We start from the raw sequence: 17,159 nt of genomic DNA, 5'->3' as shown, positions 1-17,159 counted from the left end.
CCGACCAACCTCGTAGGGCGTGGCGCCCCCTCGCGCCACTGCCCGGTCAGCCATGCGCAGAGCAGACCGAAGGGTCACGCCCTCTGATCCCGTCCCCGGACCGCGACGCTGCGCATTGCGACCGACGGCGTTTCGGCCAACACCCACTCATGGAGCGCCTCTTGCGGCACAAGGGCCCATGCACCCCGCACCTTTCAACAGCCGCATGGAACCGGGATTCGAAACTCGGCCGAAAGACACGTGTTCGATAGCTCGGTGGGGTCGTTGAACCCGACGATGCCGCCACGACCGTCAGGAAGGAGCGACGTTGACACGCACCGGCCCACGCCGCGATACCTCGCAGGACGCAAAGACCACGCCGGCGAAGGACACGATCTCGAACGCGGAGCGCGAGCTGTACGGGGGACGGCTGCGCTACGACCAGTCCTACGTACGTCACGAGGGCCCGCTGACCAGGCTCTCGTTCCGGCACATGGCGGCCGCGCTGCCGCGCATGGTCACCCTGGTGTTGCGTACCGGCTGGCAGACGGACCGGCGGGCAATGGCGGGGGTGGTGGCCGCGCAGCTCGGGCAGGAAGTGACCGCGGCGTGGGGACTGGTTGCGGTCAACAGCGTGCTCACGAATCTGTTCGCGGAGGGTCCGACGGCGGACAAGCTGCGCGAAGCCCTGCCGTCCCTGACAGTGCTGGCAGCGACCGCGGTGATCGCTGCGTTGCTGATGGCGTGGTCGACGGCGATGTCCGGACGGCTGGAGCCACAGGTGGAGCGGGCGGTCTCCGCGCGCTACTACGCGGCCGTCACCCGCGTCGAACTGGAGGCGACCGAGCGTCCCGAGGTACAACGTGTGCTGGAGGCCGGCCGGTTCGGCACGGACTCGGCCCGCAGCATGCTGATGCTGTCGGTAGGGGTCGGCAACGTACTCATCTCGATGGTGGCGGCCGCCGTCGTATTGGCGTCGCTGCACTGGATGCTGTTGCCGATGCTGCTGGTGATCGCCCTGCCCAAGGGGTGGGGCGCGGTCAGCTCCGCACGTCGCGAGTACATCTCGAAGCTGCACTGGATCGATCACCGGCGGGCCATCGCCTCACTCCTGGGATTTCTGACCCGCCCGCACGCACAAGGCGAGATTCGCGTGCACGGCGCCGGGACCAAGCTGCTGTCCAGCTACGAGGAGATGTCCCGCCAGACCGAGGCGGAGCAGCGGCGCCTGGCCCGCGCGCAGGCCTCCACGGACCTGGTGGCCGGCGGGTTTGCGGGCATCGCGTCGCTGGCTTGCTACGGAGTTCTGTGGTGGTTGCTGGCCGGCGGCTCACTGCCGCTCGCCGTCGGCGGCACCGCGGTCCTCGCGATCCGCGCGTCGACGGCCAGGCTGACCTCGTTGGTCCAGCAGGTCAACCGGCTCTACGAGGAGTTGCTGTTCCTTACCGACACCGAAGACGCCATCGCCCTGGCCACCGAGAACGCCATCCCCGCCATCGGCACTCCGCTGCCGGCCCGCGTCCATCAGGTCCGCGTGGACAACGTGTCGTACACCTATCCCGGGGCCGACTCCCCCGCGTTGCAGGACGTCAGTTTGAGGGTGCGCCGCGGCGAGGTGACCGCGTTGGTGGGCGCGAACGGGTCCGGCAAGACAACCCTGACCAAGGTGCTGTCCGGACTGCTGCTGCCCCCCGACGGCAATGTGTGGTGGCAGGACGCCGAGGGCGGCGACCAGGTCGAGCTCCGGGACGCAAGCCGGGCCGAGATCTTCGCCATGGTGGGGTTGCTCGCGCAGGACTTCCCTCGCTGGGAGATGACCGCGGCCGCGAACGTGGCGATCGGGGCCGGTGACCGTGTCCGCGACATGGACCGTGTGAAGTCTGCCGCGCTATCGGCCGGCGTCCTCAAGCTGATCGAGGGCTTGCGCCACGGCTGGGACTCCATCGTCTACAAGGGATACGAGCGCGGTGTCCAGCTCTCGGGCGGGCAGTGGCAGAAACTCGGCACGGCGCGAAGCCTGTACCGAGGGGCCCCTTTCCTCCTGGTCGACGAGCCGACCTCGGCGCTCGACCCGCACGCGGAGATTGCCGCGTTCGAGGGCTTGTGGTCCCTCGCGGAAGAAGGCCACGCGGTCGTACTCGTGACACACCGCCTCGCGGCCACGGCCAACGCCGACCGCATTTACGTCCTCGACCAGGGCCGGGTGGCCGAAGAAGGCACCCACGAGCAGCTTATGGCCCGGCCTGACGGCATCTACCGGTCGATGTTCACCGCCCAGGCTGCCCAGTACGGGGCCACCGCGCCTGCCGTTCCCTCGCAGCACGGGCACGCCCCGGCACCGAACCCGGTGAAGGGCGGTCCGCAGTGAACGCCGCTGCTCCCGCTGCCAGCCTGTGGCGGCAGGCGGACTTCCGACGTTACTGGGGTGGGCAGGCCGTCACGGTTGCCGGTTTCGGGATCACCACCATCGGCATCTCGGTCATCGCTGTGGTGGACCTGCACGCCTCGACCATGCACGTGGCACTGATCGCCGTCGCGGGGAAGCTGCCCCCGCTGCTGCTTTCCCTCCACGCCGGTGTCCTCGCCGACCGCTACCGCAAGCGGCCGATCATCATCAGCTGCGATGTCCTGTGCGCCGCCACCCTGACCAGCATCCCCCTCGCCCAGTTGGTCGCAGAGGTCACCCTGGGGCAGCTGTACGCGGTCGCGTTCCTCGTCTCCGCGTTCCAGGTGATCGGCAGCAACGCCTCGATCAGCTACCTCCCGATCCTGCTGCGCGGGGAGCAGCTCAAGGAAGGGAACTCCAAGCTAGGCGCGACCAACTCGCTCGCAGACCTGGCCGGGAACAACCTGGGCGGCCTCCTGGTCACCGCGCTGGGCGCCGCCCGCGCGATCGCACTGGACGCGGTCTCCTACCTGATCTGCGCCTTCTCCCTGCTCCGCATCCGCCACCGTGAACCCGAACCGGCGCCCCGGCCCGCGGGCACCAGCCAGTGGACGGAGATCCGCGAAGGCCTCGACTACACCGTCAAAGCACCCCTCGTTCGGTCCATCGTCCTGTCCAACGCCACCACGTCCTTCGCCCTCGCCGCCAGCTCAGCAATCTGGTCCCTGTACCTCCTGCGTGAATTGGACTGGAGTCCCGCTGTGCTCGGGATCGTCATGGGGGTCGGCGGGGTCGGCGGGTTCCTCGGTGCCGTCCTGTGGAGGCCCCTGGAGCGGCGCTGGGGAGCCGGGCCCGTCATGCTCACCGCCCTGGCCCTCAACCCGGCAGCCCAGATCCCACTGATCGTCGTCGGCCCTGGCACCGCCGGACAGATCGCCATCGGCGCCGGCATGCTCATCCAGACCGGTGCCGCCGTTGCACACGGCGGACTGCAGCGCAGCGTCCGCCAAGAGCTCTGCCCCGACCATCTGCAGGGCCGCGCCCAGGCAACCGGTGCATGGCTCGCCTTCGGCCTGCGTCCCCTCGCCGCGCTCCTCGCCGGGGCATTTGCCACCCTCGTCGGACTGCGCCCCACCCTCGGCGCGATCACCTGCCTGCTCTGTGCACCGTTCGTAATCCTGTGGTGCTCACCGGTGCGGGCCCTGCACACCGCCGGCGCCCGCGCACCCGACGCCGTCCGAGGCGCCGCCTGATGCCCCGCCCAGCAGCAGATCGCATCAGATCGCTATTTCACGCAGCGACCCCCACCGCCCGTCTCCCACCGAGCCCGTCGGAGCCTGCATCCGCCACATGAAAGGTGCCGCCATGCCGCCCGCCCGATCCGACATCCGCAACCTCCTCAAGGAATACCTGGAGCACCACCCCGCAGAACGGGAGCAACTCGAGCCGCTCGTCGCCGCGCTCGACTCCGAGGCCGAACCCACCAGCCGCGCAACGTTCCCCGGACACATCACGTGCAGCGCCGCGGTGATCGACCGTGATCGAAGCGTCCTGCACATCGGCCACAAAGCATCGCGGAAGCTACTCGCTCCAGGTGGCCACGTCGAGGATGACCGGACCCTTCTGGCTGCGGCCCTACGGGAAGTGTGCGAGGAAACCGGGCTCCGCCCCGCGGACTTGTGCCTGACCCCACAGGTCCTCGGTGCTCCGATCGACATCGACGTCCACGACATCGACGCCAACCCGACCAAGGGCGAGCCCGCCCACCAGCACATCGACTTCCGCTTCGCGTTCTACCTCGTCACAGGGCAACCGCCGCTGCTCGCGTTGCAGGACGAGGAGGTCTGCGGCGCCCAGTGGTTGCCGTTCGCCGACGTGAGGTCCCCGACGCTGCGCGCCAAGCTCCTGAGCGCTGAGGCCCATGGCCTCGACGGGCAGCCGGAGCCCGTCAACGCATCCGCACTGATCCACGACGGCCTCGGTCGCTATCTGCTTCATCTGAGGGATCAGCGCGAGGGCATCGGGGAGCCAGGGGTGTTCGCCCTCCTGGGCGGTGGCCGCGAGACGGGCGACCCCTGCCTGGAGGCGACCTTGCGGCGGGAGCTCGCCGAGGAAGCCCCCGGCCTGAAAGTCCCGCACCTGACGCCGTACGCCGTGGAGGAGGCTACGGGCGTGGACGGGCTCGCCGTTCCGATCCAGGTCTACGCGGGCCGCTGGAACGGTGATCCCGACACAGTGGACCTGCAAGAAGGCGTGCTGCTCAGATGGTTCACCCCTGACATGCTGGACCGGCTGCGCCTGAGTCCGGGCCTCGGTGACCTTGTCCGCCGTCACGCGACCAAGCACCCTGCGGCCAAAGGCCCGCCGGACACCATCCATCTGTCACGCGACGAGGCGCCGGCGGGGACAGAGCTCCACATCGTCAGTATCCACCTCTATCTCCAGGACGAGCACGACCGCATCCTCCTCGGCTTGCGTCACCCCAAGTCGAAGTACGCACCGAACGAGTGGCATTTCCTGGCCGTTCATTAGGCAAGTCGCTTGTCGGAATCAAGACTGTCGGATTGCACACGGACCGGCGCCAGCATTGGTGCAGCCGCCAACCGAGCCCACGCGAAGCTGCTCACTTTCGCGATACGGGCGTCAGCTATTCTGCGATCCGCTTCGGGCATCCGAAGCGGAGGCCGCGCCACTACGCAGACGCTGCACCCGTACTGCGGTCGAGTTGCGGCGTAGCGCAAGCTGTCCTCTGCAGACGCGTCGGATTCACGGCGGCCGTAGGCTGCCATACGAATGGGGTGGGGATTGTCCAGTCATCGACTGTCCAAAAAAGGCCGCTACATCGCCTGGGCGACGACGGGTGTCGTCGTCGCTGCGGGCGCCGGAATCGCAGCACAGACGTCCATGGCGGCCACCGTTTGGCCTGCGCAGAAGACCTACACCGGTCGAGCGTTCGATACGTGCACTGCGCCCTCGCTCGCAGCGATGAAAGCGTGGAACACGAAGTTTTACGGCGCCGCCGCTGTCTACATCGGCGGCAAGAACCGTGGCTGTGCCCAGCCCAACCTGACCAAGTCCTGGGTGAAGTCGGTCAACTCCACCGGCTGGAAGCTCATACCGCTCTACGTCGGCGCGCAGCCGCCCTGCCAGAAGAGCGCAAACCCGGAAAGATTCACCGCTTCCACGGCAGCCTCCCTCGGTGCGAGTAACGCGAAGGACGCGGTGGCCAAGGCATCAGCCCTCGGGATGAAAGCCGGCAGCCCGATCTACCTGAACATGGAGTCGTACGACATCACCGACAAGGCGTGCAACGACGCCACCCTCACCTACGTGCGCTCCTTCACCAAAACGCTGCGGAACTCAACCTACCGTGGCGGCCTCTACGGCTTCAGCAGCTCCAGTGCCAAGGCCATCGCCACCGCCCCGAACAAGACGGACCTGCCAGGCAACCTCTGGTACGCGCTGTGGGACAAAAAGAACACGACCACCACCGACTGGCCGTGGAACCCCGCTCAGTACACCAACCACAGCCGCGGCCACCAGTACATGGTAAATAGCAAGGAAACGCGGGGCGGTTACACCATCACAGTCGACCGCAACGCCTGGGACGCCCCTGTCGCCATCATCGGCTGAGAAGCTCCAACCAAGCAAGACCCCGGCTGGTCGGGAAAGGCCAGCCGGGGCAGCACAGAGGCATGGGTGCCCGAAGGTAGTCGTCCCTTGAGGGCAGGCGCCAAGCGACTTCAACCGAATGATCTTCCCCGAGGCGGCAGTCCCTGGTATCGATGCCTGCGGGCCGCCCTTAGGATCGCGGCCATGACAAGTATTCGTCGGGCAGTACTGAAGGGATTCAGGGTCGTCGATCGCGCTCTTGGCGGCCAGCAGCATCCCACACGGTTGCAGCGGTGGGGTGCCCGGCACCCCCTTCTCGTGGCTTTGTGTGCGGGCCTACCCTTCACCCTTTTTTGTATGGCCTTGAGCCAAACCGACGAGTTCCTTGGCGATCTCTTGCTGCCCCCGAGCGCAGGGCTCGTCATGGGCTCGATCTTCGGCTTGACTGCTCTGTCGGAACGGCGCCGCCAGAACCGCCTCCGCAGCGTCGGCAGTCAGCGAGGTTAACGCCCTCAGCTTCCTTCCTGCCGGTCCCTACGCCCAGGAAGACCGGCGCCCTGGCTTCGCCTCACCGCAGACAAGCATTCGCATCCCGCACACGGAACGCGGAAGGCGCTACCGGCCAGACTTACGGCCGGTAGCGCCTGCAACGGGTTAGCTGCACCCGGCTTCCCCGTGCTCAGGGCTGTCGCTATCGAGCGGGAACGGTCCTCGTTTCCGCAGTTCCGTTCGGTTTGCTCGCTAACAGGACGGCCCTGTTGCTGAGGCAGGTGTGCTGTTCAGTCGTTTGATGTCCTTTCGACCACCCAGCCGACTCCGAGGATGATCGTCGAGCAGAAGAAGAGCCGCTCGCCGTCCATGTGCCCGTAGAGCAGGGATGCGGTGATCCCTAGGGCGAAGACGAGTCCCCCGGTCCAGAACATCGCTCGTGAGGTTTGCTTTGCTTTGTTTGTCATAGTTCCTCCCGGTCCGGGGCTGGCCGTTCATGTTGTGGGGCCAGCCCCGGGGGCGTGTTTCGGATTCTTCAGGTGCGCGTCACCAGCGCCATGACCGGGATCTCCTGTGATTGTAGAAGCGCTTGGCGTGGCGACCGCCGCGTGGGGCCCAGCGGACTGCTGCCCGGCCGGCACCGTAGCGGGCGCCTGCGCTGAGTCCCCAGCCAAGTGAGGCTACTCCTCCGCCGTACAGGGCTGCGCGGCCCACGGATCCCCAGGAGGCTCTCCGGTTGCCCAACTTCTTCGCAGCTCCAGCGGCCAGCATTCCGGCGGCTACGGCGCAGGCAGTGCCGGCGAGTCCCATGGATATCAGGCCGCAGCCGATTCCGGCGGCTCCTGCGGCCAGGCCCACCCGGTGCCGTTTGACCCATCGGCCGACGCCACTGCGCTTGAACCGCTTCCACTTCTTCTTGAACCAGCCCCACTTGCCGTCGAGGTCGTAGCGGTTGAGCGGGTCGGCGTGGACGTAGTCGTAGGCGTTGGCGTTGCCGCCGTAGACCGGGTCCATGGAAAGGAAGCGGCCGGTGGTGGGGTTGTAGAGGCGCACGCCCATGAGGGTGAGGCCGGTGAGGGTTTCGGCAGAGCGCTGCTTGGCGCCGAGCCAGTTGTAGCGGGTGACTGCCTGGCCAGGGCGGGCGTTGCCGTACTCGTCCGAGTCCAGCGCGACGGGGGCCTTGCTGGTGTCCAGCGGGAGCTGGAGGGCGACGTCGCCGTGGATGGTGGTGAGCTGGAGGACGGTGTCGCCGGTCTTGCTGGTCGTCGCGGCGAGGTCTCCGGAAGCGGAGTCGACGTTCCGGGTCAGTGCGCCGGTGGCGGTGTCCTCGGTGATCCAGCGGGGGTTGTCGCCGTCACTGTCGTAGTGGTTGAGCTTGGACTGTGTCTGGGTCCAGGTGGTGCCGCTGCCGGTCTCGACCTTCCAGGAGCGGAAGCGCAGGTTGGCGTCGAGCTGCCAGGTCTGGCGCTTGCCGCCCGATGTCTGCTGGTAGGCGAGGTCGTTGGCGTAGTAGCCGATGGTGCTGGCGGGCAGGGCGGTGGTGCGGCCGAAGGCGTCGTAGGTGTAGCCCGTGTCGACGAGCCGGTCGGCGCTGTCGTAGGTGTGGTTGGTGGTGGTGCCGCCGGTGGTGGCGCAGTCGAGGCCGGGTGCGGCTGTCGTCGTGGTGAGCGACTTGCGGTTGGTGCGTGTGTCGAAGGCGTACGCCCGGCGGGTGCATACCGTCTCGGAGGTGTCCTCGACGGTGGTGAGCCGTCCGACGTTGTCGTAGCGGTAGGTCTGGTCGGACCAGCCCGCGTGGTTGGTGACCTGGCTGTGGATCGATTCGGTCACGGTGTCGGAGTAGACGATCGCACCGTCGCTGTCGCGGGTGTAGGTGCGGTCGGCAGCCGATCCGGTGGTGTCCTCGGTCTGCTTGAGCGTGTATCCGCCCGGCAGCTTCTCGCTGCTGACGGAGCCGTCGGCGTCGTAGGCGGCGGAGAAGGTGCCTGCGATGGAGTCGGTGGTCTTGGTGACCAGGCCGCGCGGCTCGGCGGTGTGGTCGTAGGTGTAGGTGACGGTGGAGGGTGAGGTGTCGGTGACCTTGACGGGGCGGTCGAGCAGGTCGTACTCAGTGGTGGTTTTGCCGCCGTCTGCGTCTGTGTAGGAGGTCTGGCGGCCGAGCTTGTCGTACGCCGTGGTGATCGTCCCGCCGGTCGGTGAGACCTTCTTCACGGCCTGGCCGGTGGCCGGGTCGTACTCGGTGGTGGATTCCGGGACTGCTTGTCCGGTGCCGCCGGTGACGGCGACCTTGGTGGGACGGCCGGCACCGTCGAACGTCGTCGTGGTGGTGCGGGTGATGCCGTTGGCGGTGTCGGTGACCTTGGCTGCCTTGCCCCACCAGTCGTACTCGGTGGTGGTGGTCGGCAGTGCGGCCGGGTTGGAGCCGCCGCCGGTGATCGCGCCGGCTGCGCTGGTGGAGCATTGCAGGTCCGCCCACTCCGGGCGTCCGGCGCAGGTGCCACTGCCGGTCGCGGACCAGTAGGTGGTCACCCGGGTCGCGGCGTCGGTGCCGGTGGCTCCTGGCAGGAGCTGTTTGATGACCCGGCCCTGGGTGTCGTATTCAGTGGTCTCGGTGATCGCGAGGCCGCCCGGGTCCTTGATCGTCTTGGTCGGCAGGCCCTTGGCCCAGTCGTAGACCGTCTGCGTCACCCGGGTCTCGCCCTGGATGCTCGAGTGCTCCCGCACCTGAGCACCTGTGGTGACCTTGGTGACCTGGTCCTTGACCTTGGCTGTTCCGTCGGTCGGACGTCCGGCGTCGTATTCATTTACCGTCCAGGTACGGGCGGTCACGGATGTCCCGGATGGGACCAGGGTGGTGGTGCCGGACTTGAGGTCGGCGGTGAGGTCGATCCGTCGCAGCGGGCCGAACTCCTCCGTCTCGCGGGTTCCGGTCTCGTCGTAGACGGATCGGGTGGACAGCAGGTCGGCTCGCTCGGCGCCGGTGATCTGGCCGATGCCGAGTTCTGCCTGGGCTGCCTTGTCATCCGTTGTGAGGCCGAGCGCGACAGCGCGGTTGGCGGCCGAGAGTTCACGGATCGTGTTGCCGAACCGGTCGTATTCGGTGCTGGAGATGTGCCCGCCGGGAGTGACGGAGTTGACTTCGCGGCCGGAGACGCCCAGGTACTGGACGCTGGCGCGCTTGTAGTCGGCTGCGGTGAGCGCGCTGCCTGAGTTGGAGGATGGCACGGAGTCGGCGGGGAAGACTGCGGTCGCGTCGGTCGGCGCGTCCAGCTGTCCCCATGCCTTCACATCCGCGGCGCCCATCTTGTAGGGGGCGGCGCTGCCGGTCAGCGGAACGTCGTAGACGACGCTTGTGGCGGCGGTCCCTGCTTCGGTGCTGGTCGTGCCCTGCTGAAGGCCGGGCCGAGTGGCCTTGAGGAGCATGCCCTCTCCAGCTGTGGCGGCGTTACCGGCCTTGCCGTAGGTGAAGGTCCAGGGCAGCTCGCCGGGCGTGGTCTGCTGGATGACCCGGCCGGCCGTGTCGTAGGCGTATTCTGTCTTCAGCGACGGGGTGATCTGTGGGTCCCAGGTCTGGCGCAGACGCCCGGTGCCGTCGTACAGGTACATCTGTACGGACTTGGACGTCGCCGCTGCCGCTCCGGGTGCGGTGGACCACAGGCGGACTTCCTTCACCTGGCCGCTGACGTCACCGAATGCGGCGTCCGTGGCGGTGGTGGAGGTGGCGTAGACGTACTCCATGACGCGGCAGCCCTTGGTCGCCGAGTCGGTGGTGCAGGCGGCGGCGGTAGCGGCCGAGGTCGGCGCGATGACCCGCTTGGGGCGGGCCAGCTTTTTGCCGTCCACGGTGACCGTTTCGGAGATCACGGTGGTGGTGGAGTTCGCGAGACCGTCCAGCAGGGTGCTGGAAACCTGCCAGGTCGTCGCTGCCGCATCGGCCTTGGCGAACTGGGTTACCGTGCCCTCGGTGTCGGTGAGTGTGAAGCTGCCGCTCACGCTGCCCTTGAGCGTCAGATCCTCGGAGCCGGGCTCAGATATCCAGCCGGTCTTGCCGGCGTTGGCGGTGAAGTGGGTTTCCTCGCCTTCGGAGTCGACGACGGCCACAGCGGTGTCGGAGGTCCGGCGAATGTGCGAGTAGTCGGAATCCGTGAGCTCGCCACCGGTTCCGGCCACCCATTCCTTACCGAAGATCGGCGCCTGGCCCTCCTGCTTGATCGCCTTGTCCGGTGTGCGCGAGGTGGCCGTGCGTGACACCGACAGACCGAATGCGGAGGCGTCGGAGGCGGACAGGGTGTAGTCGCCGGTCAACAGGTTCACCGAACCCGGCCCCGCCTCGCTGCCGGCGGCGCCGTCGGCGTTGCGGTCCACGATCACGGTCAAGGGCTCGGTGCTGCCTGAAGCAGAGCTGGGCCCGGTGAAGTCGGCCTTGATCTGCACGCTGCCGTCCGGGTCGACTGTGCTGGTGGCATTCCACACGAGCGGAGCGTTCTTGCCGCCCGTCATGGGGGCCGGCCACGCGGACAGCGCTGTACCGCTGGAGGTCACGTCACCTGCCGGGATCTTCACCCAGGGGTCGGCCTCCGAACGGCGCCAGGAGAATGACACCTTGTCGTACTTGGCGGCCTCGGCCTCGGCGACCAGGGGCAGACGGCGCGCGGTGCGCTCGCCTTCACCGGGCTGGATGAATCCCCCGGGTCCGGCATGGAAGGTGTACTCGATCGGCTCGGACTTGTTGTCCGCCTTGTCCACGGTCCGCACCTGGAGGGTATGGGTGCCGTCCTTGGGCGGGGTGATCGAGATGGCCTTGGCACCCGAGGTGCCGCCGGTAGCGAACTTGGTCCAGGTCACACCGTCCAGGGACCACTCGAACCAGTTGTGATCGGCTGTAGGCGGGGTGACGGTAAAGGTTCCGGCCTGCCCGGCGCCCTTGACCCACGCGGCCGGCGGATAGTCCGTCGAGGAGATGCCGGTGGGCGCGGACGGGGGCGTGGTGTCGACGGTGAAGGTCTTCCACTCCGACCAGCCCAGGTTGTAGTGGGTGCCGTCGTAGGGGCTGCTGCGGAACTTGTACGTCTTGCCGCCGGTCAGCACGCCGGCCGGTACTACCACCGGAGCGGGCTGTCCGGATGGTACGAACGCCGAGCGCAGGACGTCGCCGACCTGGGTGTTGGTGGCGGAGTCGAAGATCTGGTACGCGCCCTGGATCTTGTCACCGTTGGGGTCGACGAAGGTGTCCCGCAGGGTGGGGCGCACCGTGTTGACGACGTAGGCGCCGCCATAGGAGAAGTACGGCGGGCCGGCTTCCTGCTTGGTGCCGGTGCGGGGCCGGTAGTTGTAGGTGACGACCAGTTTGGGGGGGTTGGTGGCGGCGTTGGCTGAGTTCATCCGCTTCCACTGCGCAACGACACTCTCGTCGGCCGCGCGCAGGCCCATACCGGAGGTGGCGTTCTTCGCCGAGGCCCATTCCTGGACCAAGGTGGTGACGTCGGCGTTGATCCAGTTGGCCGGGTGGGACGGGCACCCTGGGCCGCCCTTGGTCTCCACCGAGGTCGCCTTCGTCTGCATCCAGGCGGGCTGCGCGGTCCACCGGGATGCGGTGGTCGCCTTGCCGGCCGACCACACCTGCCATGGCTGGGCGACGCAGTCAGCCCTGCCGGAGTGGAAGTTCCACAGGCTCAGCTTCGCGCTGATCACCAGGGCGTCGGAGATCGGCGCGGTGTTCCAGGTGATGAATGACCGGGCGGTGCGCGGGGTACCGTCGGCGTTCTTGGTGCCGGGGTTGCCCAGGTCGAGCTCGGTGTCGGTGGACCAGTCGCGGGTCTCGCCCTGCTGGACGTAGGTGTCGAAGACGTTGGAGAGGGCCGAGGTCGAGGGGTCCACCGTGACCGGGTACTTCGTGGCCGGGTCGGCAAGGAACTTCGTGTCCGGAGCAATGACGAGGTCCACCGAGGAACCCTTGGTGACGACCTTCATAGCCACGGGAACCCGGCGGGTGTGTTCGCCGGAGCGCTCGTCGACGGTGGAGTCCCACATCACCGGCGCAGGCATGAGTGCCTGCTTCTTGTTCTTCTTGTCCGTGAACAGGACGCTGCCGTCGGCCTGCTGCGTGGCCTTCAGGCCCTTGGCCTTCAGAGGCAGGGTGTACGTGTAGCCGTCGGTAGCAGGCTTCTGCTTGATCTCGACGAACTGCTCGAATCCGGTACGGGTGGCCTCGACCACCACGTCGGCGCCAGGTAAGGCGTTGACGTACTCAGCCCGGGTGCCCTCCAGCTTCGGCGCGGGCAGGCCGCCCTTCCACTGCAGTGCGATCTGCTGCTCGCCCTCACCGAGCGTCACCAGGTCGGTAGCGGTGGATGCCTGCGCCGCCTTGAGCGACTTGGCCGGAGTGCCGGATTTGCCCGCGAGCTTCAGTCCGCGGGGGTGGGCCGTAGGCTCGACCGAGCCGTCAGAGCCCTGCACGAGTTCGAGATCGACGTCCCGCCACCCGCCAGTGGTTTCGTCTTCGAACCGGACCGGGCCGGCGGCGAGCTCAGTGGTGAGCGAACCGTCCTTGTTGGCCCAAGTCGTGGACGTCTCGGTCCGCTCCGAGAGCGCCTCCACGCGCTTACCGGACAGCCGCGCGGCAACCCGCGCAGATGGGATATCCGCTGCTTGTGTGGCCGCCGTCTTCTTCGGTGCCGAAGGCGCCTTGGACGTCGCGGCGTCCGCAGGACTGGCGCCGTCGATGAGCGTGACCGACAGGGCCAGCGTGAGCGTGCCCGCTATGAAACGCAGGCTCCTGCTGGACCATGGCCGTCCGCGCCCTGATCTCGCGGGTATATGAACCGTCATCATCCCTCGGTCTCTTGCTGTATGCATTTCACTTATGTGATGCATACGTGAAGGTACCGACAAGGAAAAGACGAGGAAGTGTGACAAGAGGGTTCAAGATCGACAGCGCGACGGAGGGCCGCCATGTGACATCGGCCACTACCTCGCCCCAAATCTGGCCGCCTACCCAGGTTCTGTTGAATGACACCTCAATTTTGCTCCTATTGTGCGGATGTTGGCAGCTGGCGGTGTACCTTCTGGCGAGCCTGTGCGTCCGGAGAAGCCGGAGTAGGCGCTGCTGGCAGGGTGACGGAACGAGGGGCGGGGCTGCGTGAAGCGGCATCGGATATGGGGCACGGCCGCGGCCGTGGTAACCGGGTTGACCGGCGTGCTGATCTTTCAGGGGGCGACCGGCGGCGCGGACGGGCCTAACGGCACAGACGCAAAGCCGGAGCCGGTTAAAGCCAAGGCGTACTCCCAACAGTTGCTTACCAATCAGGACGGGAGCGCCGCGTCACTGGGCCGTCATGACGTGAAGCCGTTCAGCATGCTGGGCATGACGTGGACGGACCCGGGCGCCCGCATCACGGGCAACGTCGAGGTCCGTACCCGCGACGTGAAGACCGGGCAGTGGTCACAGTGGCTTCGGCTGGACGGTGACAGCGGGCAGGGGGAGAACGGCGCGGCCCGGGGTGGCACTGAGTCGGCGTGAGTCGGCCCCTCCAACGCGGTCGAGGCCCGGGTGAACGCAGGTGGACAGACGTCTGCCGGACTGCCCAGCGGACTGCGCCTGGACATGGTCGATCCCGGCCCCGGCGGTGCGAGTGCCATGAAGCCCGCTGCGTTCGCCGTCGAATAGACCGGCGAGCCGACACCCTCTCCGTCGGACTCCGCTGGGCCGGAGCAGGATGCCACGGTGGAGCCGGAGACATCCTCCAGCCAGGAGCCGCCCGTCCAGCCGCCAGTCAGCGAGCCGCCGACCGAATTCACCACGCCAACCACTGCGCCGGCCCTCTCTCCATTTCCGTCCATGACGGCGAGCCCGAGCCCGACTGCTACCGCCCCGGCGACTCCGCCGCCCACCACTCCACGCCCTCCCATCACGTCCCGCGCCGACTGGGGGGCGGATGAGTCGATCAGCCCGGAGGCGCCGGGCTATCTGCCGGGAGGCAAGATCAAAGCGGTAGTGGTGCACCACACCGCCGAGTCCAACACCTACACCTGCGATCAGGCACCGGCGGTGGTCCGCGGCATCTACGCCTACCACGTCAAGCAACTGGGCTGGAAAGACGTCGGCTACAACTTCCTCGTCGACAAGTGCGGCACCATCTACGAAGGCCGCAAGGGTGGCGTGGACAAGCCGGTCCAGGGTGCCCACGCCTACGGCTTCAACGCCGAAACCACGGGCATCTCCGTCCTCGGTACCTACACCGACGCCGCCCCCTCCCAGGCTGCGATGACCTCTGTCGCACGGATCGCCGCGTGGAAGCTAGGCCAGTACGGCGTGAATCCCGGCGGCACCACCACGCTGACCGCCGGAGACGCGGGCACCAACTACTTCCGCAAGAGCTGGGCCAAGGGCGCTCAGCTGTCCTTCCCCGTCATCCACGGCCACCGCGATGGGTACAACACCCAGTGCCCGGGCAACGCGTTCTGCAGCCAGCTGGCCACCATCCGCACCTGGGCATCGGGCCCCGTCTCAGGGCTCGCGGTCAAGTCCGTCACCGGCGCCGGCCTGTCCGGGACGAAGTACTACACCAAGGCCGACATCACCGTGAATTGGTCGGCCAGCACGCCGACTGCGCTGATCAAGCAAAACGAACTGCTCATCGACGGCAAGCCCGTCGCGACTGCCGCGGGCACGGCCACCTCGGCGAAAGCGAAGCTCGCCATCGGCACCCACACCGTGGCCGTGCGCGCCACTCACGTCTCCGGCAAGACATCGACAAGCTCAGCCGTGACCGTGATCGCAGAGACGACCGCTCCCTCCTTCACCGCCAAGCCTGCCCTGGCCTTGCGCACCGGCACGGTGAACACCACAGCAGTGCCCATGACGCTGAGCTGGAAGGCAGCCGACAGTGCCGCGCTCAAGGAAGTCCGGCTGACCGCACCGGTGGCCAAGACCTACGGACCGGCCACGGCCAGCTCATCGCACACCGCCCCATCCGGCACAGCCAGGACCTGGAACATGACGGCCTACGACTACGCGGGCAACACCGCCCCGGCCTCGGTCACCGCCACACAGGTAATCCTCCAGGAGACCGCAGCCATCAAGTCCGGCACCTGGACGACAAAGTCATCCTCCAGCTACCTGGGCGGCAAGTCATACTCCAGCTCATCCAAGAAGGGTGCAGATCTATTGAGGGTTCTGGCGATCAAGGCGTCGGTATGAGCGTGTCGCGGTAGCGGGCCTGGTGGTTGCGGGTGAATTCCTGCTCTTCATGCCAGGACCAGTAGGTGTCGAAGTCGCCGTTGCTGCGCAGGGCGCGGAGTTTCAGGACGGCTTCGGCGCCGGAGAGGCCCTAGCGGGCGCCGGTGATATCGAGGCGGTCTTTGACCAGGTGCCGGCACGCCCCCTCGATGATCCCGGTGGCGATCGGGAAGCCTTCGTTCAGCGCGGTGTTGTAGCGCAGGTAGGGGGCCTTGTTCTTCAGGTAGCCGACGGCGTTGTCGATGCCCTTGCGCGAGCCGGGCCTGAGCCCGGCGTTGTCAGTGGCCGCGGTGATCGAGGCCGCGGTCTGCTCGGCGCCTCCGGCCAGGATGGTGCGTGCGTGGCCGGTGACCCAGGCTTCGGCTGCGCGGTCGCCGGCCGGGTGCAGGCAGTGCGCGGCGTCCCACAGGTATTCGAGCACGTGGATGATGTCGATGAGGATGTGCACGGTGACGTTCCGGCGTCCGGCCTCGGCTTGGATGAGGTCGAGTTGGTGGCGGGCGCCGTCGACCAGGACGACCCAGGTCCGGCGGTGGGCGGGGTCGCGGGCTTCGGCTTGGTCGAATACCGCAGCGATGACTTGTTCGGCGGTGTCGTTCACCGAGCCGCACAGCCACTTGGACCTGGCTTTGGGCCCGGGGTGGCGTTCCTTCTCGGCGTCGGCGGGATTGGCGGGGTCGGCGATGATGTCGTCGACGGTGCGCGGGGTCGGCTCGGTGTCGTAGACGGTGCCCAGGGTGGCCATGCGCTTGCGGCCGTGTTTCTCCCCGGGCGCGAGCCTGGTCGCCATCTTGTTGCCGTTCTTGGCCGCGGCGGCTTTCGCTGTGGCCTCGCGCAGCGCCTCGGGCCTTATCACCACGCCCTTGCCGTCGGTGGACAGGACCAGCAGCGTGGCGTCGGTGCACGGTTCGGGGACCAGGGCCTGGTAGAAGGCGTCGATGTCGCAGGCCGCGGCCACGGCGAGTTCCTGGACCTGCCGGTGGCCGATCCCGGCACCGGTCAGCACGTTGACCCGGTCGAACGCCTCGGCGAAGGAGCCGCGGGCGGCCTCGGTCGCGGCAAGCTTGGCCAGTCCCAGGCTGTGCATCGCGGCCGGCATGTTCAACGCGGCATCGGCCAGATGCAGATCCGCCGCACCGGTGGCCCGGTAGGCGATCCGCCTCGCGGTGACCTTCCCGAACACCGTAGCCAGGATCCGGGCACGGCCCCGCTCGATCCGGGTGCGTTCGACCCCGGCCGCATCGACCACCTGCCCGGCCCGCCGCTCGCGGACCGCGCGCAGGTCCAGATGGTCCTGGAACAACTGCCGGGTCACCTCGCGCATCCGTGCCGCGAGCAGGTCCTCCAGTGCCGAATGCGTCAACGCGGCGGCGTCCGGGGCGGCCAGATCCGTGGCCACCTGCTCGAACAGGCCGCGCGAGGCGGCGAACGCGGTCTCGGCCGCCGTCAGACCGC

General features: G+C 67.7%; 6 protein-coding genes and 2 pseudogenes. 5 read left to right on the top strand and 3 right to left on the bottom strand.

Features of this window, described 5'->3' with window-relative positions; translation table 11 throughout:
- The first annotated feature begins 307 nt into the window (after positions 1 to 307).
- The 4 genes from OG936_RS35245 (at position 308) to OG936_RS35230 (ending at position 5,998) form a co-directional block, all read left to right on the top strand.
- Positions 308 to 2,347, top strand: coding sequence for an ABC transporter ATP-binding protein (locus tag OG936_RS35245; protein WP_406499876.1), 2,040 nt, complete (start codon positions 308 to 310; stop codon positions 2,345 to 2,347).
- Positions 2,344 to 3,618, top strand: a complete 1,275-nt coding sequence (locus tag OG936_RS35240) for an MFS transporter (protein WP_406499875.1) — start codon at positions 2,344 to 2,346, stop codon at positions 3,616 to 3,618. The genes OG936_RS35245 and OG936_RS35240 overlap by 4 nt, the downstream gene beginning before the upstream one ends.
- 112 nt (positions 3,619 to 3,730) lie before the next feature.
- The gene (locus tag OG936_RS35235) at positions 3,731 to 4,897 is read left to right on the top strand and encodes an NUDIX hydrolase (protein WP_406499874.1); all 1,167 of its coding nucleotides are present in this window, start codon (positions 3,731 to 3,733) and stop codon (positions 4,895 to 4,897) included.
- Between the two features lie 273 nt (positions 4,898 to 5,170).
- The gene (locus OG936_RS35230; RefSeq protein WP_266750847.1) at positions 5,171 to 5,998 is read left to right on the top strand and encodes a glycoside hydrolase domain-containing protein; all 828 of its coding nucleotides are present in this window, start codon (positions 5,171 to 5,173) and stop codon (positions 5,996 to 5,998) included.
- 758 nt (positions 5,999 to 6,756) lie between these two features.
- Here OG936_RS35230 and OG936_RS35225 read toward each other — a convergent pair.
- Complete coding sequence (locus OG936_RS35225) at positions 6,757 to 6,933, bottom strand: hypothetical protein (RefSeq protein ID WP_266750845.1); 177 nt, start codon at positions 6,931 to 6,933, stop codon at positions 6,757 to 6,759.
- 79 nt (positions 6,934 to 7,012) lie between these two features.
- Positions 7,013 to 13,204 (bottom strand): DNRLRE domain-containing protein, encoded by a 6,192-nt coding sequence (locus OG936_RS35220; protein ID WP_406500749.1) that lies wholly within the window; start codon positions 13,202 to 13,204, stop codon positions 7,013 to 7,015.
- A gap of 448 nt (positions 13,205 to 13,652) precedes the next feature.
- Between OG936_RS35220 and OG936_RS35215 the strand changes: the two are divergent.
- Positions 13,653 to 15,626, top strand: a pseudogene (locus tag OG936_RS35215) (peptidoglycan recognition protein); the annotation flags it as partial.
- Positions 15,627 to 15,648: 22 nt separating this feature from the next.
- On the opposite strand, the pseudogene OG936_RS35210 reads toward OG936_RS35215, so the two are convergent.
- Positions 15,649 to 17,154, bottom strand: a pseudogene (locus OG936_RS35210) (ISKra4 family transposase).
- Positions 17,155 to 17,159 lie beyond the last annotated feature (5 nt).

The sequence above is a fragment of the Streptomyces sp. NBC_00846 genome, from assembly GCF_045207325.1.
Lineage (GTDB): Bacteria > Actinomycetota > Actinomycetes > Streptomycetales > Streptomycetaceae > Streptomyces.
This window is presented reverse-complemented; position numbering and strand designations above follow the sequence as displayed.

Excerpts from the sequence above, each read along its gene's own strand:
- OG936_RS35235 (WP_406499874.1), top strand. The coding sequence starts at position 3,731 with ATGCCGCCCGCCCGATCCGACATCCGCAACCTCCTCAAGGAATACCTG.
- OG936_RS35225 (WP_266750845.1), bottom strand. The coding sequence starts at position 6,933 with ATGACAAACAAAGCAAAGCAAACCTCACGAGCGATGTTCTGGACCGGG.